Source organism: Streptomyces sp. P1-3 (assembly GCF_050613155.1).
Lineage (GTDB): Bacteria > Actinomycetota > Actinomycetes > Streptomycetales > Streptomycetaceae > Streptomyces.
The window spans coordinates 407,053-433,687 of record NZ_CP192512.1 but is presented as its reverse complement, the minus strand read 5'-3'; the positions used below and the strand labels follow the sequence as shown (position 1 = coordinate 433,687).

The window sequence follows — 26,635 nt, the reverse complement described above, 5'->3', positions numbered from 1 at the left end:
AGTGGCTCGTTGCTATCGGCAGGAGATGCCTCCCACTCGAACGCCCAGTGAACAACGGGTTGTGCGCCACGAGAAGTACGCGTGTGACCGGCGTGACCCGTGCGGCCCTGCCGAGACTGTGACCTAGTAAAAAAGATAACCCGGTAACGAAATCTGCTACCGTGCTCGCATGACCAGCCATCAGCCGGGCCTGCGCCAGCGCAAGAGGCAGCGGACGTACCAGACGCTCTCCGACACCGCGATCGCCCTGTTCCTCGAAAAGGGCTTCGACCAGGTCTCCGTCGCCGAGGTCGCCGCGGCCGCCGAGGTGTCCAAGCCGACGCTCTTCCGGTACTTCCCGGCCAAGGAGGACCTGGTGCTGCACCGCTTCGCCGACCACGAGGACGAGGCGAGCCGGGAGGTCCGCGAGCGCGCCGCCGACGAGTCGCCGCTCGCGGCGCTGGAACGGCACTTCCTCGCCGGACTGGACCGGCGCGACCCGGTCACCGGCCTCAGCGACGACGCCGGGGTGCTGGCGTTCCATCAGCTCCTGTACGCCACGCCGAGCCTGGTGGCCCGCCTGTTCGAGTACACCAACCGGTCAGAGGACGCGCTGGCCGCGACGCTGCGCGAGCTGCTCCCCGCCCGCGGCCAGCTCGCCGGTGTCACCGCCCGCCTCGCCGCCGGCCAGATCATCGCCACTCAGCGGATCCTCGCTCTGGACAACTGGCGGCAGATCGCCGACGGCGGAACGGCGGACGAGGTCCACCCGCGGGCGGTGGCCGCGGCCAGGCACGCCTTCGGCCTGCTCCGCTCGGGCCTCGCCGACCTCCGCTGAGCTCCCCGAATCCCACAAGGGCACCCACGAAGAAACCCACGAAGAAGCCTACGAAAGCACGGGAAAGGACAGCGCAGATGACGTCAGAGGGTCTCGGCGGCGCACTCGGCGAGGAGCGCGACTACGCCCGCGCCTGCCGGGCGGCGATGACCGCGATGGTCGAGGCCGCGGGGATGCGGGTCGTCACCGGCGAGGACGTCTCCGGCAGCGGCGCGAGCGCCGAGGCCCTGGGCCGGTATCTGCGCAGCCACGCCAAGGAGCTGGCCGAGGAACCGGACGGCCCGCCCTTCTTCGGCCGCCTCGACTTCGACCGCGGCCCGGCCGCCGGTGACCATCAGGGCCAGTGCTACTACATCGGCCGCCGCCGGATCGCCCGCCACCCCTCAGCCCCGCCCCTGGTGGTCGACTGGCGGGCACCGGTCTCCCGCGCCTTCTACCAGGCCACCGCCCGCGAACCGCAGGGAGTGGCGGTACGCCGCCGCTTCGGCTGGGCACCGCTGAGCACCGGCGCCGCCGAAGACCTCACCAGCCTGGAGGACGAGCGGCTCATCGCCGCCACCGAGCCGGGCACGGACGAGTCGACCACCGCCGGGAGGCACGCCGATGAGCTGACCACCACCGAGCCGGGCGCCGATGAGCCAGGCACCCATGGGCTGGGCGCCGACGAGCCGGGCGGCGCCGTCGGCCGGATCGTCGCCGCCGAGATCGAACGCCCCCGTGTCGGCCCGATGCGCGACATCGTGGCCACCATCCAGCCCGAACAGGACGACCTGGTACGCGGCGAACTCACCGCCTCCGTATGCGTCCAAGGCGCCCCCGGCACCGGCAAGACCGCCGTCGGCCTGCACCGCGCCGCCTATCTGCTCTACACCCACCCGCAGCGCATCCAGCGCGCCGGACTGCTGGTCATCGGCCCCAACCGGACCTTCCTGCGGTACATCTCCCAGGTGCTGCCCGCACTCGGCGAGAGCGACGTGCGCCAGTGCACCCTGGACGACCTCATCGCCCGCCCCCGGCTGACGGTCCGCGCCCCCGACGACCCGGCCGCGGCCGCCGTCAAGCACAGCGCCCGGATGGCCGAGGTCCTCGCCCGTGCCCTGTACGGCAGGGTCCGTACGCCCGACGAACCGGTCGCCGTCCCCGACGGCTCGTACCGCTGGCGGATCGACACGGCCGAGCTGGACCGGATCGTGGCCGAGGTGCGGGACCAGGCGCCGCCGTACGCGGTCGGGCGGGAGCGCGTCAGGTCCCGGGCCGTCGCCCTCCTCCAGCGCCAGGCCGAGCGGCGCGCGGGCCCGCCGAACAACGAATGGCTGCGCCGCATGGGCCGGGCCAAGGCGATCACCGCGTTCCTGGACGCCGTGTGGCCTGCCGTACGCCCCGAGGAGGTCGTCGGCACCCTGCTGGCCGACCCGGCCGCGCTGGCCGCCGCCGCGGACGGCGTCCTCGACGCCGACGAGCAGAAGGCGCTGCTGTGGCGCACCCCGCCGCGCTCCCACAAGAGCGCCAAGTGGTCGCCTGCCGACATGGTGCTCGTCGACGAGGTCGCCGGGCTGATCGAACGGCCCGAGGGCTACGGCCATGTCGTCGTCGACGAGGCGCAGGACCTCTCCCCGATGCAGTGCCGCGCCATCGCCCGGCGCAGCGACTTCGGTTCCCTCACGGTGCTCGGCGACCTCGCCCAGGGGACCACCCCGTGGGCGGCCCGGAGCTGGCCCGAACACCTCACCCACCTCGGCAAACCACAGGCGGTCGTCGCCCCCCTGACCACCGGCTTCCGGGTGCCCGCCGCCGTGGTCGCGCTCGCCAACCGGCTGCTGGGCGCGCTGGACGTCCACGTGCCGCCCGCGCGCTCACTGCGCGGCGACGGCGAGCTGCGGTTCCGCGCCGTGTCCGCCGACGGGCTCCCGGGCGCGACCACGGCGGCGGTGCGGGCGGCGCTGGCGAGGGACGGCTCGGTCGCCGTGATAGCCGCCGACGCGGACACGGCGGCGGTACGCGCGGCGCTGGACGCCGCCGGGATCGCGACGGCGGCACCGGAGGAGATGGGGGAGGCGGGGGAGGTGGGGGAGGCCGGCCGGGTCACGGTCCTTCCGGCGACGGTCGCCAAGGGACTGGAGTACGACCACGTGGTGGTGGTCGAACCGGCCGCGATAGCGGAGGCCGAACCACGCGGCCTGCACCGCCTGTACGTCGTACTGACCCGAGCCGTCTCCCGCCTGGACGTGCTCCACGCGCGCCCATTGCCACAGGCGCTGGTGGACGCGGCTGCGTAGGGTGAGTCGGGGGCATGGCAGGCCGGGCGGTCAGGATGGAGTGGAACCGCCATCGGTCGCCATGCGCTGACGCCGGTAGTGGCGAGCCGCTCGGGCACGGTTTCCGCACGACGACTTGCACCATTCCTGCCGCCCATGGCTCTTGACGAAGTAACGCACGCAGCGGGGCGCGGTGCAGGCGCGCAACCGCTCGCGCTGCGGGCCGCTCAGGAAGTCGATGGCGGCGCGGGCCAGGGCCGCCACGAGTCGAACCTTCGGATCGCTCTCCGCCGACAGCAGACGGGTCGTGGGGGCGCCTTCTGGTGGCCAGTCCATCTGCGGGACGACCCTTTCACGAGCGGCAACCGCGTTGAGGTGGGCCAACGCCTGGTCGGTCGGCATCAGTCGATGGGCATCCGCAGGACTGGGAGGAGCGGGACTGACCGCCCGGGCGAACAGCGCCCGGACTGCCTTCCGCAGTTCGGTGATCTCGATCCTGAGGCCTTCGTCCGCCGCGATCTCCCCGGCCTGGAGACGGCCGGCCAGCAGATCGGCCTGTGCCTGAATCCAGCGGGTCGTTCCGTGTGCCGTGGCGAGGTCGTCGGCGACGCCGCCGTCTCCGTCGTGGCGGATCGTGCTCGCCAGTTCCAGTGCCAGCCAGCGCTCCATCAGCGTCTCCTTCCCCGCCTGGTCGTCAACCACTTGATCACATTCCCGCCCACACCCTAAAGTCTCTAACGGTAAAACGAGAATTTCCGTTAGGTGCCGGGGTGGGGTGACGAACCACGCCTCGGTGTGAACCGGCGGCCGGAGCCGCCTTTGGAGGGGACAGAGAATGACGGTGCTGCTTGCCCAGATCAGTGACCTGCACCTGGACGGCAGTGAGAGGGCCACCCGGCGCGCCGGCCGCGTCATGGACTACCTGCGGGCCCTGCCCCACCCGGTCGATGCCGTCCTGGTCACCGGGGACATCGCCGATCACGGCGAGGAAGCGGAATACGAGGAGGCGGCCCGCATCCTGGCGGCCCCCTTCCCTGTACTCACCTGCCCCGGCAACCACGACGCGCGTCCGGCCTACCGCAAAGCCCTGCTCGGAGAGGCACCCGGCCATGGCCCCATCGAACCCGACCACGGCCCCATCAACCGGATCCACCACATCAACGGGGCCGCCATCCTGATGTGCGACTCCACCATCCCCGGCCGCGACGAGGGGCGCCTCGACGCCCAGACGCTCGACTGGATCGACACCCAGCTCACCGGACTGCGGCGGGACACCCCGGCACTGATCGCCTTCCATCAGCCGCCGGTCGAACTCCACCACCCGCTGCCCGACTCCGGAATGCTCGAACAGCCCGGGCAGCTGGCCGCCCTGCTCGACGCACACCCGCAGGTCGTCGCCGTCCTGACGGGACACGCCCACACAGCAGCCGCCTCGACCTTCGCCGCCCGTCCCCTGATCGTCGGGCCGGCCGTCACCTGGACCCTGCGCATGCCCTGGGAAGGCACCCATCCCGCGGACCGCGACCAGCCGCCCGGCCTCGCCTTCCATGTCCTGGGCGACGACCGGCGCCTGACCACCCACTACCGCGTCGTGCTCTGATCCCGCCCGCTCGACTCGGAGACATCGTGGTCCACCCCTATGCCGTCCTCGGGTTCCTGGCGGCGGTCCTCCCCTTGGTCGCCACTCCCGGAGCCAGCCTGGTCCTGCTGGTCCAGCACGTCACCGACAGCGGCCGCCGCCAGGCTCTTCCCGTCATCCTCGGCACAGCCACCGGCCTGTACATCCACGCCACCCTCGCCATAGCCGGCCTGTCGGCCCTGGTCATGCACTCCAGCCAGGCCTTCACAGCCGTCAAGTTCATCGGCGCCGCCTACCTCATCGGCCTGGGCATATGGACATGGCGCTCCGCCACCCCGTCGGCGCGCGCTTCCACCCACCGGCATCTGCCGAAGCAGTCGGGCTCCGTCTATGCCCAAGCGATGCTCGCCAATGTCCTCAACCCGAAGGCGGCGTCCATCTACTTGACCCTGGTTCCCCAGTTCATCGCACCCGATCACTCCTTCGACGGCCAGATCCTCACCCTGGCCACCGCCCACGCGCTGCTGATGACACTCTGGCTCCTTGCCTGGACCGTCCTCATCCGGCGTGCCTCACACACCCTGCGGAAACCCCGCTTCAAGCGCACGGCCGCCAAGATCACATCCGTGGTGTTCCTCGCCCTCGGGATCCGAACCGCCGCGACATAGGCGTCTCATCTGACGTGACAAGCACCCCGCTTGACCTTGACACGGTGACAAGGTCTTCACTCTGGCCAAGGAGGTGGTCCCGATGGCCATGCCGAAACAGGACACAGATACGATGCGAGCTCTCCAGTGGCTGGAGGACAGCCGCTCGTCAGCGCGGCTGCGGGCGGCGCTGGCGGTCGGCACGACCCCTGACCCGCGGTTCATCGACAAGCTCATCGAACGATGCGCGATCGAACCCGAATTCTACGTTCGCGAAATGCTCACGTGGGCACTCACCCGCCATCCAGCATCAATGACGGTCCCAGAGCTTCTCGATGAAGTCCGCTCGGAGCGTGCGCAGGCACGAAGCCAGGCGTTGCACACGCTGTCCAAGATCGGGGATCGGCAGGCGTGGCCGGCGATCACACGGGCGCTGCTGTCCGACGCCGACGATGAGGTGGTGCGGAGCGCTTGGCGGGCGGCGGTCGTGCTCGTGCCGGAAGGTGAAGAGCCCGAGTTGGCCGCGGTGTTGTCGACACAGCTCGGGCGCGGTGAGCGTGAGACGCAGCTGAGCCTCAGCCGGGCGCTGATCGCGCTCGGTGAGGTGATTTCGCCGACTCTGCGCGCCGCGATGACGGATCTCGACCCTCGCGTGCGCGCGCACGCGATCGCCACGGAACGGCTGTTGCGCGACCCTGATGCCGGATTCGAGTTCGCGATCGAAGAGGCGAAGCGCGTCGTAGCCCTCGGCGGGGCCAGCCAGGAGGGGTGACAGGCAGTGTTGATCGGTGATGTGGCACGACGGTCCGGGGTCAGCGCCCGCATGCTCAGGCATTACGACTCGCTCGGCCTGGTGCGGCCAACGGGTCGTACCGACGCCGGCTATCGCGAGTACTCCAGCGAGGACATCCGGCGGATCTTCCATATCGAGAGCCTGCGGTCATTGGGGTTGTCGCTGCATGAAGTAGGGCGCGCGCTCGATGAGCCAGGCTTCACGCCCTCAGAGCTCGTCGACGACCTCATCCGCCAGACGCGAGAACGCATTGCAAGCGAGACGGAGCTGCTCACGCGCCTCCGCCGGATCGGTGCCGCGGAACCCGCCGGCTGGGAGGACGTCCTCCAGATCGTCGCACTCCTCCAGGCGTTGGGGTCAAAGAGCGCCGGGACGCGCCAGCGCGCGGCCCTGTCCTCGGTCGAAGAGGTTCCGGTGCCAGTGGAAGCACTGGTCGAGGCAGTGCTGAGCGAGACGGACCCGAACGTCGCCGGAGCCCTTCGATGGGCTCTGGCGCGATCGGGCGAGGGCGGATTGGCGCTGCTGGCGGAGGGCCTCGGCTCACCAGTAGCCGAGGTGCGGAAACGTGCCGTCCAGACCATCGCGGAGATTCCGGACGGTGAGGCGACCGCACTGCTGCGGGGCGCCCTCGCGAACCCCGACATCGTGGTCCGCAGATATGCGGCTCTGGCGCTCGGGGCACGTGGAGCAGCCGACGCGGTCCCGACGCTTATCGACATGATCGTCGAGGAGGCGAACGATGCCGACGCAACCGATGCACTGAGCGCGCTGGCGAGTGATCCCGCGTTGGCGGACCAGATCGCCACCAGGCTCGTTGACCGCCTCGCCCACGGCACCGTTGAGGTTGATTCGTCTGCGCGTCGACGGCTGACACAGGCGCTCGCGGACATCCCGGGGAGCACGACGTCACGTGCCCTCGCGGATCTGTCACATGACGAAGACCGTGCCGTTGCGCTTACTGCGACATACGTTCTCAAGCTGCGCAGCGCACGATGACAGGTCAGTCGCCGGCCGGTCGCACCGGCTCCACCTCGGCTGCCGCCCGCCGGTCATAGGCCCGGCGGGCGGCGAGTACCTCGTCTTGGTGTTCCTCGGACCAGTCCTGGATCGCCGTCAGCAGGCCGGTGAGGCTGTGACCGAGCTCGGTGAGTTCGTATACGACCTTGGGCGGGATCGTGGGGTAGACGGTGCGGGTGACCAGGCCGTCGCGCTCCAGGGTGCGCAGTGCCTGCGTGAGCATCTTCTGCGTGACGCCGTCCAGGCGGCGGCGCAGTGCGTTGAAGCGCAGCGGCCCCTGTTGGAGGGCGCCGACCGTGAGCAGGGCCCATTTGCTGGTGAGCAGCGACAGCACCGGGCGGGACGGGCAGGTCTGGAAGTAGGCGTGGGCGCCACCGTATTGCCGCAGGTCATTCCAGGTATCCATAGGGAACCTGGATATCAGGAGGGTGCCTTCTTCTCAAGTGTCAGTGCATGGCGCAGGCTGGTGTGCGCCGCGCGGCGACCGTGAGAGATCAGCAAGACGATCACGACGATCATTAGGACGATCAGTAAGAGGGGGTACGTCATGGGTGTGCGTATGCGCGCCGTCAGTCAGCTTGCCTTCGGGGGCCCCGAGGAGCTGTGCGTGGCGGAGGTGGAGCGTCGGGAGCCGGTGGCCACCGAGGTGCTGGTGCGGGTCGAAGCGGCTGGCGTGAACCCGGTGGACGCGAAGTTCCGGGCAGGCGCGGTCCCTTGGGGGACGCTGCCGTTCATTCCCGGCTGGGATGTGTCGGGGGTGGTCGAGGCGGTCACGCCCGGAGTCACCCGCTTCGTGCCGGGCGACGAGGTGTACGGGCTGGTGCACTTCCCGTGGCGCGGCGGCGGCTACGCCGAGTACGTCACCGCCCCGCCCCGCCATCTGGCCCACAAGCCCGCCGCCCTCACACACGCCGAGGCCGCGGCGCTGCCGATGGCGGCGCTCACTGCCTGGCAGGGGATGGTGGACACGGCGCGGGTGTCGAGCGGGCAGCGGGTGCTGATTCTCGGGGCGGCCGGCGGGACGGGCCACCTGGCCGTACAGGTCGCCAAGGCGCTCGGGGCGTACGTCATCGGCACCGCGCGGGCGGAGAAGCACGCGTTCGTGCGCGGCTTCGGCGCGGACGAGATCGTCGACTACACCACGACCGATGTCGGTGCGGCGGTACGGGACGTCGACGTGCTCTTCGACCTGGTCGCAGGTGACGACGCGGCGCGGGCGGCGGAGGCGCTGCGGCCTGGCGGGATCCTGGTGAGCGCCACCCGTGCGGCGGCCGTGCCCGGCCTGGCCGAGCGGGGGGTGCGCTTCGCCAGCCTCGGCGTCGAGCCTGACTACGCCTCATTGGAGAAGCTCAACGCGCTCATCGAGCAGGGACGGCTGCGGGTGCACGTCGAACGCGGCCTGCCGCTGACGGAGGTGGCCGAGGCTCACCGCCTGATCGAGAGCGGGCGCGTGAAGGGAAAGATCGTCCTCGTTCCCTAGGACGGGACTCCGTGGGGGCGGGGGGCAGGTGACGCCGCCGCGCCGGCGCAGTGCGATGGTTCGCATGGCTGCCGGTGCCCCGGTGACCCGGTCGATGGTGCACATCGATCCCGAGAGCGGCAGCGGCCATGTCGTCGGACTCGCGCTGCCGCTCCGGGCGTCCCATCCGTCCGGGCCGACAGTCGGACGCCGACCGCTCCGGGGCTATCCGTCTGGAGCACCGGGAAGAGTCGGGACCGGGGAAACGACCTCAGCTCGGCAGCAGGCGAACCGCCTCGACGATCCGAGCCGGCGTCAGATGGGCGTACCCCAGCACGAGACGCACGTCGCCGTCCTCCGATTCCGGCCCCGCGGCGAACCGGTGATCGCCCAGGGCGCGCAGCGCGACCCCCGTCCGCCGTGCCCGGGCCAGGAAGCGGTCCTGCGGGCCGTACCGCGCGGGAAGCCGGGCGATGACGTGCAGCCCGGCGGCGATCCCGGTCACCTCGGTGCCGGGGAATCGCTCCGTCAGCGCCGCGACCAGCACATCGCGACGCTCGCGATAGGCACGGCGGCAGCGGCGGAGCTGCCGGTCGTAGTCGCCGCGCGTGATGAGGTCGGCCAGCAGGGCCTGGTCCAGCACCGGATGGCCCAGATCCAGCGTGCGTTTGCGCTCCACGATCCGGTCCATCAGCGCGTCGGGTGCGACCAGCCAGCCCAGCCGCAGGCCGGGCGCCAGGGACTTGCTCACCGAGCCGGTGTAGGCGACCCGCGCCGGGTCCAGGCCCTGCAACGCGCCGACCGGCTGCCTGTCGTAGCGGAAGTCGCCGTCGTAGTCGTCCTCGATGAGCAGGGCGTCGGTCCGGCGGGCCCAGGCCAGGAGCGCGGCGCGGCGCCGCGCCGAGTACGCGATGCCGGACGGGAACTGGTGCGAAGGAGTGAGGACCGCCGCGCCCGCGCCCGACGCGGACAGGGCGTCGGGGGCGAGTCCGTCCGCGTCCAGCGGTACCGGCACCGTCGACAGGCCCGCCGCCGCGAACAGCGCCGCGTGCTCCGGACTTCCCGGGTCCTCCAGCGCCACCGGCCGCCTGCGCCCGGCCACGTCCTCGTACCCGTCCCCGGCCGTGCCCCCCTCGTGCCAGTGCCCGGCCATGCCCTCGTGTCCGTGCCCGTGCCCGTGCCCGTGCCCCGCCACGGTCCCGTGTCCGGTCCGGTCCCGGCTCCCGTCCGCCAGCGCCAGACCCAGCAAGGTCATCGCCTGCGCCACACCGGAGCACACGATCACGCGCTCCGGGTCGGCCACCACGCCGCGCCGCCGGGACAGCAGCCCGGCCAGCGCGTCCCGCAGTTCGGGCAGGCCGCGCGGATCGGGGTAGCCCAGTCCGCTGTGCGGCAGCCGGGTCAGTGCCCGCCGGTGGGCGGCCGCCCACGTCGCGCGCGGAAACAGCGACAAGTCGGGGGAGCCGGGCAGGAACCCGGTCACCGGGCCGTCCGGGGCTCCCGCCCCCTCCGGCGTGCGGCCGCCGGAGGGCACGGCCCGCACCGCCCCGCTGACCCAGGTGCCCGCGCCCCGGGCGCTGCGCAGATATCCCTCGGCGGTCAACTGCTCGTACGCGTCGGTGACAAGCCCGCGGGAGACCCCCAGGTCGGCGGCCAGCTCCCGGCTGGAGGGCAGCCGCGTCCCGGCGGCGATCCGCCCGGAGCGCACGGCGTCGCGCAGCGCGGACTGGAGCAGCCGTCCGCGCCCGCGCGGCGGCGCGGCGGCGGTGGGCAGCAGCGACTCCCAGGCGGCGGCCCAGCCGCTGCCCTGTCGTATGCCTTCGCCATCGTCCTGGTGCCCGTCCGGGTGATCGTGGTGCTCGTCCGCGCGCTGTGAAGTGGTCCCCGAATCAGCCATCGGATTGGACCTTAAGGGGTACCGGCACCGCTTCGTAGCGTCCATCTCATGCACCGATCCACCGGGGGACAGCCCCAGTATCCGACGTGTCCGACGCGCACGGCGCACCGTTCCGGGGCCCTGTGCGCCGCCGTCGCCTGCTTCCTGGTCGGCGGCTCCTTCACCGCCAACAGCGTGCTCGGCGACTACCCGTACGCGGGCGGCCAGGCCCTGCGGTACGCGCTGGCGTGCCTGCTGCTCCTGCCGCTGCTCGGCGGCGGAGGCGTGGCGCCGCTACGGAAGCTGACGGGGCGCCAGTGGGTGCGGCTCGGCGTGCTCGCGGCCGTCGGCATGGTCGGCTTCAACCTCGCGGTGCTCGCCGCCGAGCGCACCGCGGAGCCCGCCGTGCCGGGGGTATTCGTCGGCTGCGCGCCCGTCGTCGTCGCGGTGCTCGTCCCGGCGCTCGACGGCCGCCGCCCGGCTCGGCCGGCGGTGCTCGGCGCGCTGTTCGTCGCCGCGGGCGCGTGGACCGTCCAGGGGTGGGGGCGGACCGACGCCGTGGGGCTGGGCTGGTCGCTGGGCGCGCTGGCGGGCGAGGTGGGCTTCGCCGTGCTGGCGGTGCCGGTACTGCGGCCGCTCGGCCCGAGACTGCTCTCTGCGGCGGCGTGCGGTGTCGCGGCGCTGGAGTCCGCGGCCGTCGGCCTGCTCCACGACGGCCGTGCCTGGGTGCGGTGGCCGGACACCGGCGAGGCCGTCGCGCTGGTGTGGCAGGCGGCTGTCGTCACCGTGGTCGGCTTCGTCCTGTGGTACATGGGCGTACAACGGCTCGGCGCCGAACGCGCCACGCTCTTCTCGGGGGTGATCCCGGTCGCGGCCGCGCTGACGGCACCGCTGGTGGGCACCGGGGGCTACGGCCTCCCGCAGGCCGTGGGCAGCCTGCTGGTCGCGGCAGGCGTCACGCTCGGGGCCAGCGCCCCGGCCGCCCCGACCTCGGTGCCGAACGCTGCCCCGACCCCGGTGCCGAACGCCGCCCCGACCCCGGTGCCGAACGCCGCCCCGACCTCGGTGCCGAACGCTGCCCTGTCACCGGTGCGGAACGTTGCCCCGACCCCGGTGCGGAACACCGGCCGCGGTCCGGGCCCGGGGCGTCGCCCCGGTCACACCCACCGTGCTGGACAACCCGCCCCGCCGTCAGGTGGGATGAGCCCGTGACCTCCGCCGACGCCGCCACCGACCTCTTCGAGGAACACCGCTCGACCCTCGTAGGCGTCGCCTATCGCATGCTCGGCCGGGTCACCGACGCCGAGGACGTCGTCCAGGAGGCGTGGCTGCGCTGGTCCGGTGCCGATCGCGGCGAGGTCCGCGATCCGCGCGGCTATCTCGTACGGATCACCACCCGGCTCGCGATCGACCGGCTGCGGCAGGTGCAGGCCCGGCGCGAGGCGTACGTCGGCCCGTGGCTGCCCGAACCGCTCACCACCGACTTCGGCGACGCCGTGCCGGACACCGCCGAGCGTGCCGTGTTCGCCGAGTCCGTCTCCTTCGCCGTGCTGGTGGTCCTGGAGTCCCTGTCACCGCTGGAGCGCGCGGTGTTCGTGCTGCGCGAGGCGTTCGGCTTCCCGTACGGCGAGATCGCCGCCACCCTGGACCGCGGTGAGGCGGCCGTGCGCCAGCTCGCCGGGCGAGCCCGCCGTCATGTGGAGGAGCGCAAGCCGCGGTACACAGTGAAGCCCGAGGAACGGCGCGCCCTCACCGAGCGGTTCATCGCGGCCGCCGCCGGAGGCGACCTGGGACAGCTCGTCGCCCTGCTCGCCCCCGACGCCCGGCTCGTCGGCGACGGCGGCGGCAAGGCGCAGGCCCCGCTCCGCATCCTGGAGACCGCCGACAAGATCGGCCGCTTCCTGGCCGGCTCCGCGAGCCGCCTGCCGGGCGCGGAGCTGCGTCTCACCGAGCTCAACGGCCAGTTCGCGGCGGTGGTGCTCCTGGACGGTACGCCCGACATGGCGTTCAGCCTGGACGTCGCCGATGGTCTCGTCCAGTGCGTCTACGTCGTGCGCAACCCGGAGAAGCTCGCCGGCCTGAAGCTGTGAGCCCGCGCGGGGAGACCGCGCGCCGCCCGCTACAGTCCGCCCGCGACCCGCAGTACCGCCCCGGTGGTGTACGACGCCTCCGGCGACATCAGCCAGGCGACCGCGGCCGCGATCTCGTCCGGTTCGCCGGGGCGGCCCATCGGCACCCGGTCCGAGTTCCGCCAGGGCCGCTCCGGGTCGCCCATCGCGGCGTGGATGTCGGTCAGTGTCATGCCCGGCTGCACCGAGTTGACCCGGATACCCTCGGCCGCCAGTTCCTTCGACAAGCCGATCGTCATCGCGTCCACCGCCGCCTTGCTGGCCGCGTAGTGCACGTACTCACCCGGGCTGCCGGTTGTGGCGGCGCCCGAGGAGATGTTGACGATCGCACCGCCGGGACCGCCGAGCCGGGTGGACATCTCGCGCGCGGCGCGCCGGGCGCACAGCAGCGCGCCGGTCACGTTCACGTCGACCACCCGGCGCATCACCTCCGGCGAGGTGTCGGTGAACCGGCCCAACGTCCCGGTGATCCCGGCGTTGTTGACCAGGCCGGTGACCGGGCCGAGCTGTTCCGCGGCCGTGTCGAACAGCGCCTCGACCTGGTCGTCGACGCTGGTGTCCACCGATACGGCCACACACCGCACGCCGTGCGCGCGCACCGCGGCCGCCGACTCCTCCGCCGCTTCCCGCGCCCGCTCGTAGCCGATGGCGATGTCATGCCCGGCGCGGGCCAGCCGCAGCGCGATGGCCGCCCCGATGCCGCGGCTGCCTCCCGTGACCACCGTGACCTGGTCTCCCATGCCTGCGCCTCCCCATCCGTCCCGCCGTACGTGTTGACCCGTACGAGTGTTGACCCGTACGAGCCGATGATCGCCGACGATAGCCGATCAAGGATTGGTCTTGACCAAGTCAGGAGGCCGTCCTATGGTCACTGTCGGAGAACTGCAACAACCTTTAATAAACAAGCACGTGTAACCGTTGCGGAGGAACAGGGTGGGGACCACGCAGCTCGCATCGGTGCCGGAGCCGAAGTACTGGCACCTGAAGACCGTGCTCAGCGACGCACTCGACTCCGAGTTCGCGGTGGGGGAGATCCTGCCCAACGAGCGCGAACTCGCCGCCCGGTTCGGTGTCGCGCGTGCCACGCTCCGCCAGGCCCTGGAACAGCTCGAACTGGAAGGCAGGCTCCAGCGCCGCCGCGGTGTGGGCACCACCGTCGCACCGCCGCGCGTGGGCGTCGCCGTCACCGACCCCGGGCAGGCATGGCCGGGCGCGGGTGACACCGCCGACACGTGGCAGCCGGTCGACAGCGGTGCGGCGGTGCCCCCCGCCGCGGTGGCCAGGCTCCTGCACCTCGAGCCGGACGCCGAGGTCCACGTGGTGCGGCGGACCCGGATGTCCCACGGCCAGCCGCTGGCCGCCGAACTGCTCTACATCCCGGCCGCGTCCGTCCCCGGCCTCGGCGCCGTCGACACTCCGGGCGGCGACGGCCACGCCCGCGCGGTGCTGCGCGAGCTGCGGCGGCTGGACCTGGAAGGCCAGGACCAGGCGGTGGAACTGGGCTCCGCCCGTGCCGACGACGCCAAGGCGCTCGACCGGCTCCCGGGCGCGCCGGTGCTCGTCGTGACCACCCGCTACTACGCCCAGGGCCGCACCGCGGCCGTCGGGGTGGCCACGTACCGGGCCGACACATGCCGGTTGACCTTCGCCGAGACGGGCCCGCTCGGGGGCACTTCGCAGCGGTAGCCGGGGGTGGAGGGGGAGCCCCCCCGGCGGCGAGCCCCATGGCCGGTGGCCGGTGGTCTGCTGTCAGTGATCCGCAAGCGGCGCCCCCGCAGTCGGTGATCCGCTAGCGGTGACCTCCGCTGTCGGTGATCCGCTAGCGGTGACCTCCGCTGTCGGTGATCCGCTAGCGGTGACCTCCGCTGTCGGTGATCCGCAAGCGGTCCCCCCGCTTCCGGTGATCCGCTACCGGGACGCGCGCCGGGCCGTGGCCGTGCGCTCCACCGCGAAAAGCTCCTCCTCCACATGGTCCAGCGCCAGCCGCAGCGCGCCCATGGCCACCGCCGCCTCGCCGAGCGCCGACTGGACGACGACCGGCGGCCGCAGGCAGTAGCGCGACAGCTCGTCACCGAGCGGGCCCAGTACCCCGTCGAGACCGGCGGCCCAGCCGCCGACCACCACGACCTCCGGGTCCAGTGCCAGCACCAGCGCCGCCACGTCGTGTACCAGCCGCCGGATGAACCGGTCGACCGCCGCGCACGCCTGCTGGTCGCCCTCCCGCGCCAGTTCGAAGACCCGTGCCACCTGCTCCTCGTCCAGCGGGTGCAGCGGTTCGCCGGTGGTCGACAGCACCTCCTCCGGGGCCGCCTCGCGGCCGAGCAGATGCAGGGCGCCGATCTCCCCGGCCGCGCCTCCGAAGCCGCGGTGCAGCCGCCCGCCGATCAGCGCACCGGCCCCCGGGCTCAGCCCGGCCAGGACGAACACCACGTCGTCGGAGCCGGCCGCGGCGCCCTTCCACTGCTCCGCCACGGCGGCGGCGTTGGCGTCGTTCTCCACCAGCACCGGGCAGCGGAACGAACGTTTCAGCCGATCGCCGAGCGGCAGCCCCGTCCACCCGGGCAGCGCCGTGCACAGCCGCACGTTCCCGTCGGCCTCCACGATCCCCGGCGTCGCCACCCCGACCGCGCGCAGCGAGTCCCGCGCCACGCCCGCGCGCCGCAGCAGATCCGCGACGGCGGTACGGACCCGTTCCAGCCGCTCGTCCACCGACGCGTTCTCGGCGACCTCGCGCACCGCTGAGCCCAGGACCCGCCCGTCCAGGTCGGACAGGAGCGCGGCGATCCGGTGCGGGCCGATCTCGACGCCGAGGAGATGGCCCGCCTCGGCCCGGAACCGGTACCTCCGGGCGGGCCGCCCCTGGCGGCGCACCTCGCCGCCCTCCGCGGGCGCTTCGACCACCAGCCCGCTGGCGATCAGCCCTTCGACGACGCCTTCGACGGTCGGCCGGGACAGCCCCGTCGCCTGCACGAGGTCGGTGAGCGTCGCGGCCCCGGGGGCACCGGCCGGGGTGCCCGCACCGCCGTCCGTTTCGCTCGTACCGCCATGGGGGCTGCCCGTACCGCCGTCCGTGCCGCTCATACCGTCCGTGCCGCCCGCACCAGCGGTCGGCCCGCCGGTGGGCTCCGGCCGGGGTTCGGACCATGCGGCCGTACGCAGCGCGTGCAGCACCACGGCGGAGTTGATCCGCCTGAGCAGCGACGGATCTCCGCCGGTGAGCCGGCCCACGTCGGCCTCCCTGTCTGTGCGTCTGCGCCGGATCGTATCCGTTGGCCACAGGCGCGGCGAGTGCCGGTCCGCGGCCCCGGCCTCAGCCCGGTGTGACGAACCCCGACTCGTACGCCGCGATCACCGCCTGCGTGCGGTCCCGCGCGCCCAACTTCGCCAGTACCGCGCTGACGTGCGTCTTCACCGTCTCGGTGCCCAGCAGCAGCGCCGTGGCGATCTCGGCGTTCGACATTCCGCGCGCCATCAGCCGCAGGACCTCCGCCTCACGGTCGGTCAGCGCGGCCCGCGCCATCGCCGTCCGCGCGGCCTCGTTCCCGCGCCCGGCCGCCAGTTCCCGTACGGCGGCGGGGAAGAGCAGCGAGTCGCCCTCCGCGACCAGCCGGACCGCGTGCACGATCTCGGCCGGCCGGGCCCGCTTGAGCAGGAAGCCGTCGGCGCCCGCGCGCAGCGCCTCGTACACGTAGTCGTCGTTCTCGAAGGTGGTGATGACGAGGATCTTGGGCGGCCCGGGGACCGTGCGCAGCACCGCGCGCGTCGCCTCGATGCCGTCCAGCAGCGGCATCCGTACGTCCATGGCGATCACGTCGGGGTGTAGTCGGCGCACCAGCGGGATGACCGAGGCGCCGTCGGCGGCCTCGCCGACGACCTCGATGTCCGGCTGGGCCTCCAGGATCGCGCGCAGCCCGGCGCGCACCAACTGCTCGTCGTCGACGAGGAGGACGGTGATCGGCACAAGATCACCTTATGCGGTCGGGCGCGGGGCGGAGTCCAGGGGGAGCCGTACCCGCACCCGCCACTGTCCGTCGTGCGGCCCGGTGTCCGCCTCCCCGCCCAGCAGGGCCGCCCGTTCGCGGATGCCGCGCAGGCCGCTGCCGCCGGTGCGGCGGCCAGCCATGGCGGGGACCGCCTCCGTGCCCGTCTCCGTGTCAGGGGCCGCCTCCGTGCTCGTCGCCGTGCCCCTCTCCGTGTCAGGGTCCGTTCCGGTCCCCGGCAGCGGGTTGCGTACGTCCAGCTCCAGCGCGCCCCGCCCCGCCTCCTCGGCGACCCGTATCCGTATCCGTACCCGCACCGGAACCGGGCCCGCGTGCCGCAGCACATTGGTCAGCGCCTCCTGGAGGATGCGGTAGCCCTCGCGGGAGACCGGTCCGGGCAGGTCCGCCAGCGAGCCGGTGATCTCCGCGCGCAGCGGAGTGCCCGCGGCGCGCGCCGACTCCAGCAGCCGTTCGGCGTCGGCGAGCCCCGGCCGTTCGGCGGGCCGCCGCGCGCCGTCCTCCCGGAGCAGGCGCAGCACCCGTTCCAGGTCGTCCAGCGCGCACCGCCCGGTCTCCTCGATCGCGGCCAGCGCCCGGTCGGTGAACTCCGGGGAGCCCGCGGCACGCGCCGCGCCCGCCTGGACGACGGCGACCGTCAGCGCGTGCCCGATCGAGTCGTGCAGTTCGCGGGCGAGCCGGTTGTGCTCCAGCAGGCGCTCGGTACGCTCCTCCAGCGCCGCGAGCCGTTCGGCGGCGGACGGGCCGAGCAGCCGGGGCGCCGCGGCGGCCATCAGCCATCCGAGACCCACGACCACGGCCGCCAGCGCGGCCAGGGGGAGCGGGGCGAGGAGCGCGTACCACCATCGGTGGCCGCTGATCCGCGGGCCGAAGCCCGTGTCGCCCGTGCCCCCGGCCGCCGCGTCGACCAGAGCCCCTGTCAGCTGGGGCAGCCGCATACACAGCCAGGCCGTCGCACAGCCCACCTCCAGCCGGAACACCAGCCAGACCGCGGTGAGCACCCGGTCGGTCCACGAGGCCGCCGGGGCCGCCGCGATCACTGACGCTCCGTCATCGCTCCCGTCGTCGCGCCGGTCCCGGGCGTGCTCACCGGAGGTGAGCAGCAGCCGTGCCTGGAGCCCTTCCGCGAGCCGCGCCACCGGCGCCATCGCCCAGCCGACCAGCAGCGGCACCGGAAGCACCAGCAGCCACCGCTGCTGGTCGGCGGTCATCCCGACGTACCCCGGGTAGACGAAGCCGCACATGAGCGCGGGCAGGACGCCGGTGAGCAGGTGCAGCCACCGGGTGTAGGTGACGGCACGGGTAAGCGGCTTGAACAGGGCGGATACCGGCATACGGACATCCTGGCAGCGTCCGGGAGGGCTCGGCCTCCCCCGCGCGGGGGAGTGGATCGCCTCGCGCGGGGGAGCGGCAGCCCACCCGCGGGGGAAGCCCGGCACCCCCGCCGACCGGCATCGTCGTTGCCATGACAGCGATCGACATCCGCGAGCTGACCATGGTCTACGGATCGGTGCGTGCCGTGGACCAGCTCACCTTCAGCGTCCGGCCCGGCCGGGTCACCGGATTCCTCGGCCCCAACGGAGCCGGCAAGTCCAGCACCATGCGCGCCGTCCTCGGACTCGACCGGCCCGCCTCCGGCACCGCGACCGTGGGCGGCCGCCCGTACCGGGAACTCGACCGGCCGCTACGGCACGTCGGCGCGCTGCTCGACGCCTCCGCCGCACACGGTTCCCGGACCGCCCGGGACCATCTGCGCTGCCTCGCCCACAGCAACGACCTGCCCGCTCGGCGCGTGGACGCGGTCCTGGGGGAGACGGGCCTGGCGAGCGTGGCCGGGCGCCGGGTGAAGACCTTCTCGCTCGGCATGCGCCAGCGGCTCGGCATCGCCGCCGCGCTGCTCGGCGAGCCGCCGGTGCTGATGTTCGACGAACCGGCCAACGGGCTCGACCCCGAGGGCATCGTCTGGATCCGCACCCTGATGAGGCGGCTGGCGGCCGAGGGCCGCACCGTGCTGGTCTCCAGCCACCTGATGGCGGAGACCGCGCTGACCGCGGACCACCTCGTGGTGCTGGGCCGTGGACGGCTGCTCGCCGACACCTCGATGGACGACTTCGTACGCGAGCACAGCCACATCCGGGCGCGGGTGCGCACCAGCGAGCCGGAGCGGCTGCGCGCCGTGCTGGCGGACGAGGGTCACACCGCGGTCGCGGACGGATCCGGCGCCTGGACGGTGGACGGCGCCGGGTCCGCGGACATCGGCGCGCTCGCCGCCCGCCACGGCGTCCCGGTCCTGGAACTCACCGACGACCCAACCTCACTGGAACAGGCGTACCTGCGCCTCACCGCCGAAGACACCGAGTTCGCGGCACCGGCTGCCGCCCCGACCCAGGAGACCTGATCGACCATGCTTTTCTCAGCGGTGCTCCGCTCCGAATGGATGAAGTTCCGATCCCTGCGCTCGCTGCGACTCGCCCTCGCCGGCGGGCTGGTGGCCACCACCGGGATCACCGTGCTGGTGAGCGCCACCTCCGGCGGGCCGGACAACGACGCACCTGACTTCGATCCGGTCTTCGCCTCCTTCTTCGGCCTCAACTTCGGGCAGATCGCGGCCATCTGCTTCGGGGTGCTGGCCGTCACCGGGGACCAGGCGCACGGCGGCGCCCGGATCTGGCTCGCCGCGGTGCCCCGGCGCGGGCTCTACTACGGCGGCAAGCTGGCCGTCACCGGCGGCCTCGCGCTCGCCGCCGGGCTGGTCACCGGCTTCGCCTCGCTGCTCGGCGGGCAACTGGCGCTGGGCGAGGACGGGGTGGGCCCCGGCGCCACCGGGGCGGTGCGCGCGGCACTGGGCTGCGGGTTCTATCTGGCCCTGCTGACGCTGATGGCCGCGGGTGTCGCGACGGTGGTACGGGGCGGGGTCGGCGCGCTCGGCCTGGTCATCCCGGTGATCTGCTTCCTCTCCCCGGTGCTCGGCACGGGAGGGGCGGTGTCCTTCCTCCCGGACCAGGCCGGGCAGCAGATGCTGCACGCCCACCCCGAAGGGCCGCTCGGGGCCTGGACGGGACTGGCGGTGATGGCGGCGTGGACGGCCGTCGCGGTGTACGCGGGGCTGCGGGCGCTGCAACATCGCGACGCCTGACGGCGGGCTCTGCAACACCGCGACGCCTGACGGGGCCTGACGATTTCCGACGAGGCGGCCACGCCTGACGGCCGGGCCAATTGTCAGAGGGCAGCGGTTTACTGACGGTATGCAGAGCATCGCCGGGCATCTGGCCGCCATCGAGGAGCTGCGCGCCCGTGCGTTCCCCGCGCGGTGCGAACGGAGAGGTTGGGCCGACAGCGGCCCCGGGTACCACATAGCCGCGCTCCGGGTCAGTGAACACTTCTGGGACGCGGACCCGAGCCGGGTGCGGGAGGTGGACGAGGAGTTCGATGCCGAACTGCGGTTACTGATCGGGGCCCTGGCCCGCGAGTGGGGCGCCCCGGACGTCCTCGACCTCACCGAGTGCCTGGAACGGTCCGGCCTCGGTGAGCCCGTCCCACCCCCACTGGACACGCTCTGCGGCTACGTCGCGGAGGTGCACACCTGGATCGTGGACGGGCGCTGGGTCGCGGTCGGTTCGGGGCGGGCCGGCCGCGAGCTGCCGATTCACCTGGTCGCGGCGATAGGCGAGCCGGACCTGCTCACGCCTCGGTGAACGCCGCCGCACGGAGCCGTCCGAACTCCTCCGCCATCCTCGCGAGCGACCAGCCGGCATTGAGTCCGCTCGGATTGGGCAGCGCCCATATCCGGGTGGCACCGATCATCCGCTCCTGCGGCCCGATCTGCGCGCGCCTGTCGCCGAACGCGGCCCGGTAGGCGGTCACCCCGGCCACCGCGAGCCAGCGCGGGCGCAGCCGCTCCACCTTCCCGGCCAGCAGCAGTCCGCCCTCGCGGTACTCGTCGGCGGTCAGCTCGTCTGCACGGGCGGACGCACGCGAAACCACATTGGTGATGCCCAGCCCGTAGCCGAGCAGTTCCTCCTGCTCGGACGGCTTGAGCAGGCGCGGCGTGAAGCCCGAGGCGTGCAGGACGGGCCAGAACCTGTTGCCCGGGCGGGCGAAGTGGTGGCCGGTCGCGGCCCTCATCAGCCCCGGGTTGATGCCGCAGAAGAGTACGTGGAGACCGTCCGCGACCACATCGGGGACGATGCGGTCGCGGGCGGCCTCGAGCTCCTCGGGCGTCACTTCGGCTCCTCGGGCGTCACGCCGGCTTCCTCGGGGGTCAGAGGATCGCCCCCGGTACGTACGCCGCGGCCTCCGGGTGCTCCTTGGCGATCTCTGCGATCCCCCCGACCACGGACCGTACCTGGTCGGCCGCGGCGCCGGTGAAGGACAGCTTGTCCGCCATCAGCGCGTCCAGCTCGGCCCGGTCCAGCGGGATGCGCGGGTCGGCGGCGAGCTTGTCCAGCAGGTCGTTGCGCTCGGCGCCCTGCTCGCGCATGGCCAGCGCCGTCGCCACCGCGTTCTCCTTGATCGCCTCGTGGGCGACCTCGCGGCCCACCCCGGCGCGCACGGCGCCCATCAGCACCTTCGTCGTGGCGAGGAACGGCAGGTAGCGGTCCAGCTCGCGGGCGATCACGGCGGGGAACGCGCCGAACTCGTCCAGCACGGTCAGGAAGGTCTCCAGCAGCCCGTCGAAGGCGAAGAACGCGTCCGGCAGCGCGACCCGGCGCACCACCGAGCAGGACACGTCGCCCTCGTTCCACTGGTCGCCCGCCAGCTCGCCGGTCATCGACGCGTAGCCGCGCAGGATCACCGCGAGGCCGTTGACCCGCTCGCAGGAGCGGGTGTTCATCTTGTGCGGCATGGCGGACGACCCGACCTGGCCCGGCTTGAAGCCCTCGGTCACCAGCTCGTGCCCGGCCATCAGCCGGATCGTCTTGGCGAGCGAGGACGGGGCGGCGGCCAGCTGCACCAGCGCGGTCACCACCTCGTAGTCCAGCGAGCGCGGGTAGACCTGGCCGACGGAGGTGAAGGCGTGCGCGAAGCCGAGGTGGGCGGCGATCCGCCCCTCCAGCTCGGCCAGTTTGGCCGCGTCGCCGCCGAGCAGGTCCAGCATGTCCTGGGCGGTGCCGACCGGGCCCTTGATGCCGCGCAGCGGGTAGCGGGCGAGCAGGTCCTCCAGCCGCCCGTACGCGGCGAGCATCTCGTCGGCGGCGGTGGCGAAGCGCTTGCCGAGCGTGGTGGCCTGCGCGGCGACGTTGTGCGAGCGGCCGGCCATGACCAGCTCGGCGTTGTCCGCCGCCAGCCCGGCGAGCCGTACGAGTACGGAGACCGTACGGTCCCGCACCAGCTCCAGGGAGAGCCGGATCTGGAGCTGCTCGACGTTCTCGGTCAGGTCGCGGGAGGTCATGCCCTTGTGGACGTGCTCGTGCCCGGCGAGGGCGTTGAACTCCTCGATGCGCGCCTTCACATCGTGCCGGGTGACCTTCTCGCGCTCCGCGATCGACGCCAGGTCGACGGTCTCCAGCACCCGCTCGTAGTCGGCGAGCGCGGCGTCCGGCACCTCGATCCCGAGGTCTTTCTGGGCGCGCAGCACGGCGAGCCACAGCCGCCGCTCCAGCGTCACCTTGTACTCGGGGGACCACAGGACGGCCAGCTCCGCCGAAGCGTAGCGGCCGGCCAGGACGTTCGGGATGCGCGGCTTAGCAGTCACGTGGCCAGATACTACCGGCGTTCGACTGGCGGTTTACGCAGGCCAGCGCCCCGCCCCGGTTTGTCGCTTGCTACGAACGCGCGTCCCGGTCCCCACACGCTCGGCCCTCACGCGCTCAGCGTTCGGACGCGCAGCCCTCGTACGGCAGCAGCTCGGCCCGCTTCGGCGAGCGGCCGTCGCCGGAGGACCTGCCCGTCAACCGCCGGCTGATCCACGGCACCAGGTGCTCGCGCGCGAACCGCACGTCGGCGCCGCGCCGCGCGGCCCAGCCCGGCCGGACCGGCGGCGGCAGCGGCGCCCGCCAGTCGTACTCCGGAGGATGGCCCAGGGACTGCCACACCGCCTCCGCCACGCGCCGGTGCCCCTCGGCGGTCAGGTGCAGTCGGTCCTCCGCCCACATCCGGGGGTCGCCCAGCGCGTCGGCGGCGAACAGGTCCACCACCACCGCGCCGTGCCGCGCGGCCAGCGCGTCGATGTGTGTGAACAGCTGCTCCATCCGTGGCCGGAACCGCTCCAGCACCGGGCCGCGCCGCCCCGGGCTGCGCATCAGCACCAGCGTGCGGCAGCCGGGGGCCAGCCGGGTCACGGCCTCCTCCAGCAGCGCGCACACCTGTGCCACGTCGCACTTGGGGCGCAGTACGTCGTTCAGCCCGCCCACCAGTGTCACCAGGTCGGCGCCCATGGCGGCGGCCGGACGGGACTGCTCCTCGACGATCTGCCCGATGAGCTTGCCGCGCACGGCGAGGTTGGCGTAGCGGAAACCGGGTGTCCGGGCCGCGAGCCGCGCGGCGAGCAGATCCGCCCAGCCCCGGTACGTACCGTCCGGGAGGCTGTCGGACATGCCCTCGGTGAAGGAGTCACCGAGGGCGACGAAGCTGGTGTACGGGGCGCTGGGGTTGGCGGCGTTCCTCTGCATGGCGGCACGAGCATACCGGTCGGTACGTCGGTGGCTCGGCGCGGCCCGCGTGCGCGCCGGGCCGCGCGCGAGCATTATCGGCTCTATGGCGATCGTGCACATCTTCTTCGAAGGCGGTGCTCGCAACGGAACGACCGTGACCTGGAATCTGGAACCCGGTGACGACGTCTACGACGACAACATCTTCCGGCCGCCCGAGCTGTACCGCAGGACGAACCGGACCCGGGTGATCGGACGGGTCGAGTTCACGGTCTTCCGCTACGACCCGTACGGCAGCCGCCGGGACCGGCCCGCGTAGGCCCGTCCGCCCGCGGGGCCCGGGGGGCACCTCCGGGCGCGCCGGGGGAGCCTGCCCGCCCGCCGGTCAGGCCACCAGCTCCCGCAGTACGTCCTCCATGGTGACCAGCCCGGCCGGACGGCCGTCCTCGTCGATCACCGCCGCCAGATGCGTACGGCTCCCGCGCATCGCCGTGAGCACGTCGTCAAGCGGCGTCGCGGCCCGTACCCGGGCGATCGGCCGCAGCTGGCCGATCCGGAAGGGCACGTCGCGCGGCCGCGCGTCGAGCGCGTCCTTCACGTGCAGATAGCCGATGATCCGGCCGCCGTCGTCGACCACCGGGAACCGCGAGAATCCGGACTCCGCCGAGAGCCGCTCCAGCTCCTCGGGCGTCACCCCGATCGGCGCGGAGACCACCCGCTCCACGGGCAGCACCACGTCCCGCACCGGCCGCCGACCCAGCTCCAGAGCCTCCCGCAGCCGCTCGGTCGCGCGGCCGTCCAGCAGGCCCGCCTCGCTGGAGTCCGCGACCATCCGGGCGAGCTCGTCGTCGGAGAAGGTCGCCAAGACCTCGCCCTTGGGCTCCACCCGCAGCAGCTTCAGCAGGCCGTTCGCGAACGCGTTGACGCCGAAGATCACCGGCCGCAGCGCCCGGGACAGACCCACCAGCGGCGGGCCGAGCAGCAGGGCCGTGCGCACCGGCTCCGCCAGCGCGACGTTCTTGGGCACCATCTCGCCGAAGAGCATGTGCAGATACGTCGCCAGCGCCAGGGCGATCACGAACGCCACCGGGTGGATCAGCCCGTCGGGCAGATGGGCCGCGTGGAAGACCGGCTCCAGCAGGTGCGCCATGGCGGGCTCGGCGACGATACCGAGCACCAGCGTGCACAGCGTGATGCCGAGCTGGGCGGCGGCCAGCAGCGCCGAGACGTGCTCCAGCCCCCAAAGGACGCTGCGTGCCCGCCGGTCACCGCGGTCCGCGTGCGGCTCGATCTGGCTGCGGCGCACCGAGATCATCGAGAACTCCGCGCCGACGAAGAAGGCGTTGACGACCAGCGTCAGCAGGCCGATCAGCAGTTGGACGACGGTCATCGGCCGGCCTCCCGGTCCTTCGCCTCATGCGTCTCGCCGGGGTGCGGGGCACGCAGCCGGGCCCGGGCGGCACGGCGCCCCGAGGCGTCCAGCACCTCGATGTGCCAGCCGACCAGCTCCACGGTGTCCCCGACGGCCGGGATCCGGCCGAGCGAGGTCGCGACCAGCCCGGCCAGCGTCTCGTACGGGCCCTCCGGGACCCACAGTCCGATGGCCCGCAGCTGGTCGGTGCGGGCCGCGCCGTCCGCGTCGTACAGCCGGTGCCCGTCCTCGTCCGTGCCGGCCGGGGCCAGGTCCGGCGTCTCGTGCGGATCGTGCTCGTCGCGGACCTCGCCGACGACCTCCTCGACGATGTCCTCCAAGGTCACCACACCCGCCGTGCCGCCGTACTCGTCGATCACGACGGCCATGCTGCGCTTGGCGGACAGCCGGTCCAGCAGCCGGTCCACCGTCAGGGACTCCGGCACCAGCAGCGGCTCGCGCATCATCGCGGTGACCGGATGGCGCGGCCGCCGCTCGGCGGGCACCGCCAGCACGTCCTTGATGTGCGCGGTCCCCACGACCGTGTCCAGATTGCCCCGGTAGACCGGGAAGCGGGACAGGCCGGTGGCGCGGGTGGCGTTGGCGACGTCCTCGGCGGTGGCCTGCGCCTCCAGCGCGATGACCTGGACGCGCGGGGTCATCACGTTCTCCGCGGTCAGCTCGGACAGGTTGAGCGTACGGACGAACAGCTCGGCCGTGTCCGCCTCCAGCGAGCCCTCCTTCGCCGAATGCCGGGCGAGCGCGACCAGCTCCTGCGGGCCGCGGGCGGAGGCCAGCTCCTCGGTCGGCTCCAGGCCCATCCGGCGGACAGCGCGGTTCGCCGTGTTGTTGAGGTGGCGGATCAGCGGGCGGAACGCCGCGCTGAACCCGCGCTGCGCGCCCGCCACCCGCCTGGCGACCGGCAGCGGCCGGGAGATTGCCCAGTTCTTCGGCACCAGCTCGCCGACGACCATCAGGACGACGGTGGACAGCGCGGTGCCCAGCACCAGGGCGGTGCCGGAGGCCGCCGATCGGGACAGGCCCAGCGCCTCGACCGGTCCGGTGAGCAGCGCGGCGATGGACGGCTCGGAGATCATGCCGATGATCAGGCCGGTGACGGTGATGCCGAGCTGGGCGCCGGACAGCTGGAAGGTGAGCCCGCGTACGGCCTTCAGGGCGCTCTGGGCGCCGCGGTCGCCGCGGTCGGCGGCCATCTCCAGCTCACTGCGCTCGACCGTGGTCAGCGAGAACTCCGCCGCGACGAACACCGCGCAGGCGAGCGTCAGCAGCAGGGCGACCAGCAGGAGGATCACTTCGGTCATCGGTTCACCTCTGTCCCATGATCGGACAGGGCACCGGGAGAGCGCGATATCGATCTGCCGGGATGACTACTGGGAGGCTCGCCCATGGGCGGACGCTCACACCTTTCGCTGGGGAATCAGTGGGTTACCCACCCATGGTAAAGGATCGGTAAAGTCGGTTGGGTGATCAGGGCGCGAGGGGCTTCACCCAGCGGCTCCACTGCGGCTCGGGCGCGTACCCGGCGGCGCGCCACGCCCGGTGCGCGAGGTCGTTGCGGTCCAGCACCATCGCGTCGCCGCGCCGCCCGCCCAGCGCCACGAACCGCTCCTCGGCCGCCGCCAGCAGCGCCGAGCCCACCCCACGCCGCCGCTGCCCCGGGTGGACGGCCAGTCGGTAGAGATGGCACCGCCACCCGTCGAATCCGGCGATCACCGTCCCGACCAGCTCGCCGTCTCGCTCGGCCAGCAGCAGCGCTTCGGGGTCGCGCTCCAGCAGCCGGGCCACGCCGTCCACGTCGTCGCTGATGCTGTTCCCCTCGGCGGCCACCTTCCAGAAGGCCAGCACGTCATCGAGGTCCGCGGGCGCCGCGGCCCGTATGTGAAGATCGGTCATGCCTTGATCCCAGCACGGCCCGGGCGCGCCGACGCGGTGTTTTCGGCATTCGAGACGCGGGCATCCGAACCCGTCAGCGGTCCCGCAGCTCCTCGATCACCGGACCGAACGCCTCCAGGTTGGGGTCCAGCACCGAGAAGTACGAGAAGC

Annotated in this window: 27 protein-coding genes; 14 read left to right on the top strand and 13 right to left on the bottom strand. The window is 72.8% G+C overall.

Annotated features, from left to right (window positions below; translation table 11 throughout):
* Nucleotides 1-169: 169 nt before the first annotated feature.
* Nucleotides 170-817, top strand: a complete 648-nt coding sequence (locus ACQUSR_RS01625) for a TetR/AcrR family transcriptional regulator (RefSeq protein WP_431040715.1) — start codon at nt 170-172, stop codon at nt 815-817.
* A gap of 77 nt (nt 818-894) precedes the next feature.
* Nucleotides 895-3,093, top strand: a complete 2,199-nt coding sequence (locus ACQUSR_RS01620) for a HelD family protein (RefSeq protein WP_431040714.1) — start codon at nt 895-897, stop codon at nt 3,091-3,093.
* Between the two features lie 30 nt (nt 3,094-3,123).
* Here ACQUSR_RS01620 and ACQUSR_RS01615 read toward each other — a convergent pair whose 3' ends face one another.
* A complete protein-coding gene (locus ACQUSR_RS01615; RefSeq protein WP_431040713.1) occupies nt 3,124-3,741 on the bottom strand; it encodes a CGNR zinc finger domain-containing protein in 618 nt (205 codons plus the stop codon).
* Between the two features lie 166 nt (nt 3,742-3,907).
* On the opposite strand from ACQUSR_RS01615, the gene ACQUSR_RS01610 reads away from it, so the two are divergent.
* The 4 genes from ACQUSR_RS01610 to ACQUSR_RS01595 all read left to right on the top strand — a co-directional run bounded on the left by ACQUSR_RS01610 (nt 3,908) and on the right by ACQUSR_RS01595 (nt 7,087).
* Nucleotides 3,908-4,672: a metallophosphoesterase gene (locus ACQUSR_RS01610; protein WP_431040712.1), complete on the top strand. Its 765-nt coding sequence runs from the start codon at nt 3,908-3,910 to the stop codon at nt 4,670-4,672.
* Nucleotides 4,673-4,698: 26 nt separating this feature from the next.
* Nucleotides 4,699-5,319: a LysE family translocator gene (locus ACQUSR_RS01605; protein WP_431040711.1), complete on the top strand. Its 621-nt coding sequence runs from the start codon at nt 4,699-4,701 to the stop codon at nt 5,317-5,319.
* A gap of 82 nt (nt 5,320-5,401) precedes the next feature.
* The gene (locus ACQUSR_RS01600) at nt 5,402-6,070 is read left to right on the top strand and encodes a HEAT repeat domain-containing protein (protein ID WP_431040710.1); all 669 of its coding nucleotides are present in this window, start codon (nt 5,402-5,404) and stop codon (nt 6,068-6,070) included.
* Between the two features lie 6 nt (nt 6,071-6,076).
* A complete protein-coding gene (locus ACQUSR_RS01595; RefSeq protein ID WP_431040709.1) occupies nt 6,077-7,087 on the top strand; it encodes a HEAT repeat domain-containing protein in 1,011 nt (336 codons plus the stop codon).
* A gap of 4 nt (nt 7,088-7,091) precedes the next feature.
* On the opposite strand, the gene ACQUSR_RS01590 is transcribed toward ACQUSR_RS01595, so the two are convergent.
* Nucleotides 7,092-7,514, bottom strand: coding sequence for a winged helix-turn-helix transcriptional regulator (locus ACQUSR_RS01590; RefSeq protein ID WP_431040708.1), 423 nt, complete (start codon nt 7,512-7,514; stop codon nt 7,092-7,094).
* Between the two features lie 153 nt (nt 7,515-7,667).
* On the opposite strand from ACQUSR_RS01590, the gene ACQUSR_RS01585 reads away from it, so the two are divergent.
* Nucleotides 7,668-8,588 carry an NADP-dependent oxidoreductase gene (locus ACQUSR_RS01585; RefSeq protein WP_431047319.1) on the top strand — a complete coding sequence of 307 codons (921 nt, stop codon included), beginning with the start codon at nt 7,668-7,670 and terminating at the stop codon, nt 8,586-8,588.
* 250 nt (nt 8,589-8,838) lie between these two features.
* Here the strand turns inward: ACQUSR_RS01585 and ACQUSR_RS01580 are convergent, their stop codons facing one another.
* The gene (locus ACQUSR_RS01580; RefSeq protein WP_431040707.1) at nt 8,839-10,464 is read right to left on the bottom strand and encodes a PLP-dependent aminotransferase family protein; all 1,626 of its coding nucleotides are present in this window, start codon (nt 10,462-10,464) and stop codon (nt 8,839-8,841) included.
* Nucleotides 10,465-10,512: 48 nt separating this feature from the next.
* On the opposite strand from ACQUSR_RS01580, the gene ACQUSR_RS01575 reads away from it, so the two are divergent.
* Together ACQUSR_RS01575 and ACQUSR_RS01570 are read left to right on the top strand one after the other, a co-directional pair.
* A complete protein-coding gene (locus ACQUSR_RS01575; RefSeq protein ID WP_431040706.1) occupies nt 10,513-11,655 on the top strand; it encodes an EamA family transporter in 1,143 nt (380 codons plus the stop codon).
* Complete coding sequence (locus ACQUSR_RS01570; protein WP_431040705.1) at nt 11,652-12,533, top strand: RNA polymerase sigma-70 factor; 882 nt, start codon at nt 11,652-11,654, stop codon at nt 12,531-12,533. The genes ACQUSR_RS01575 and ACQUSR_RS01570 overlap by 4 nt, the downstream gene beginning before the upstream one ends.
* A 29-nt stretch (nt 12,534-12,562) precedes the next feature.
* Here ACQUSR_RS01570 and ACQUSR_RS01565 read toward each other — a convergent pair whose 3' ends face one another.
* Nucleotides 12,563-13,312 (bottom strand): SDR family oxidoreductase, encoded by a 750-nt coding sequence (locus tag ACQUSR_RS01565; protein ID WP_431040704.1) that lies wholly within the window; start codon nt 13,310-13,312, stop codon nt 12,563-12,565.
* 193 nt (nt 13,313-13,505) lie between these two features.
* Between ACQUSR_RS01565 and ACQUSR_RS01560 the strand changes: the two genes are divergently transcribed.
* Nucleotides 13,506-14,258, top strand: a complete 753-nt coding sequence (locus tag ACQUSR_RS01560; RefSeq protein WP_431040703.1) for a GntR family transcriptional regulator — start codon at nt 13,506-13,508, stop codon at nt 14,256-14,258.
* Between the two features lie 222 nt (nt 14,259-14,480).
* On the opposite strand, the gene ACQUSR_RS01555 is transcribed toward ACQUSR_RS01560, so the two are convergent.
* From ACQUSR_RS01555 to ACQUSR_RS01545, 3 genes are all read right to left on the bottom strand, one after another.
* Complete coding sequence (locus tag ACQUSR_RS01555) at nt 14,481-15,800, bottom strand: ROK family protein (RefSeq protein ID WP_431040702.1); 1,320 nt, start codon at nt 15,798-15,800, stop codon at nt 14,481-14,483.
* Between the two features lie 82 nt (nt 15,801-15,882).
* The gene (locus tag ACQUSR_RS01550; protein WP_431040701.1) at nt 15,883-16,533 is read right to left on the bottom strand and encodes a response regulator transcription factor; all 651 of its coding nucleotides are present in this window, start codon (nt 16,531-16,533) and stop codon (nt 15,883-15,885) included.
* A gap of 9 nt (nt 16,534-16,542) precedes the next feature.
* Nucleotides 16,543-17,904, bottom strand: a complete 1,362-nt coding sequence (locus ACQUSR_RS01545; protein ID WP_431040700.1) for a sensor histidine kinase — start codon at nt 17,902-17,904, stop codon at nt 16,543-16,545.
* A gap of 131 nt (nt 17,905-18,035) precedes the next feature.
* On the opposite strand from ACQUSR_RS01545, the gene ACQUSR_RS01540 reads away from it, so the two are divergent.
* The 3 genes from ACQUSR_RS01540 (at nt 18,036) to ACQUSR_RS01530 (ending at nt 20,265) form a co-directional block, all read left to right on the top strand.
* Complete coding sequence (locus ACQUSR_RS01540) at nt 18,036-18,968, top strand: ABC transporter ATP-binding protein (RefSeq protein ID WP_431040699.1); 933 nt, start codon at nt 18,036-18,038, stop codon at nt 18,966-18,968.
* A 39-nt stretch (nt 18,969-19,007) separates the two neighbouring features.
* Entirely contained in the window at nt 19,008-19,706 is a 699-nt protein-coding gene (locus tag ACQUSR_RS01535; protein WP_431040698.1) for an ABC transporter permease, read from the top strand.
* A gap of 109 nt (nt 19,707-19,815) precedes the next feature.
* Nucleotides 19,816-20,265, top strand: coding sequence for a hypothetical protein (locus ACQUSR_RS01530; RefSeq protein WP_431040697.1), 450 nt, complete (start codon nt 19,816-19,818; stop codon nt 20,263-20,265).
* On the opposite strand, the gene mug is transcribed toward ACQUSR_RS01530, so the two are convergent.
* From mug to ACQUSR_RS01515, 3 genes are all read right to left on the bottom strand, one after another.
* Entirely contained in the window at nt 20,252-20,794 is a 543-nt protein-coding gene (gene mug / locus ACQUSR_RS01525; RefSeq protein ID WP_431040696.1) for a G/U mismatch-specific DNA glycosylase, read from the bottom strand. The two genes, ACQUSR_RS01530 and mug, sit on opposite strands and share 14 nt — an antisense overlap.
* Nucleotides 20,795-20,831: 37 nt before the next feature.
* A complete protein-coding gene (gene purB, locus ACQUSR_RS01520; protein ID WP_431040695.1) occupies nt 20,832-22,265 on the bottom strand; it encodes an adenylosuccinate lyase in 1,434 nt (477 codons plus the stop codon).
* Nucleotides 22,266-22,380: 115 nt separating this feature from the next.
* Nucleotides 22,381-23,181 carry an SGNH/GDSL hydrolase family protein gene (locus tag ACQUSR_RS01515; RefSeq protein ID WP_431040694.1) on the bottom strand — a complete coding sequence of 267 codons (801 nt, stop codon included), beginning with the start codon at nt 23,179-23,181 and terminating at the stop codon, nt 22,381-22,383.
* Between the two features lie 85 nt (nt 23,182-23,266).
* On the opposite strand from ACQUSR_RS01515, the gene ACQUSR_RS01510 reads away from it, so the two are divergent.
* Nucleotides 23,267-23,479 carry a hypothetical protein gene (locus ACQUSR_RS01510; protein WP_431040693.1) on the top strand — a complete coding sequence of 71 codons (213 nt, stop codon included), beginning with the start codon at nt 23,267-23,269 and terminating at the stop codon, nt 23,477-23,479.
* A gap of 66 nt (nt 23,480-23,545) precedes the next feature.
* Here ACQUSR_RS01510 and ACQUSR_RS01505 read toward each other — a convergent pair whose 3' ends face one another.
* The 3 genes from ACQUSR_RS01505 to ACQUSR_RS01495 form a co-directional block, all read right to left on the bottom strand.
* Nucleotides 23,546-24,550: a hemolysin family protein gene (locus ACQUSR_RS01505; protein ID WP_431040692.1), complete on the bottom strand. Its 1,005-nt coding sequence runs from the start codon at nt 24,548-24,550 to the stop codon at nt 23,546-23,548.
* Nucleotides 24,547-25,893 (bottom strand): hemolysin family protein, encoded by a 1,347-nt coding sequence (locus tag ACQUSR_RS01500; RefSeq protein ID WP_431040691.1) that lies wholly within the window; start codon nt 25,891-25,893, stop codon nt 24,547-24,549. The genes ACQUSR_RS01505 and ACQUSR_RS01500 overlap by 4 nt, the downstream gene beginning before the upstream one ends.
* 166 nt (nt 25,894-26,059) lie before the next feature.
* A complete protein-coding gene (locus tag ACQUSR_RS01495) occupies nt 26,060-26,485 on the bottom strand; it encodes a GNAT family N-acetyltransferase (RefSeq protein WP_431040690.1) in 426 nt (141 codons plus the stop codon).
* Nucleotides 26,486-26,635: the final 150 nt, after the last annotated feature.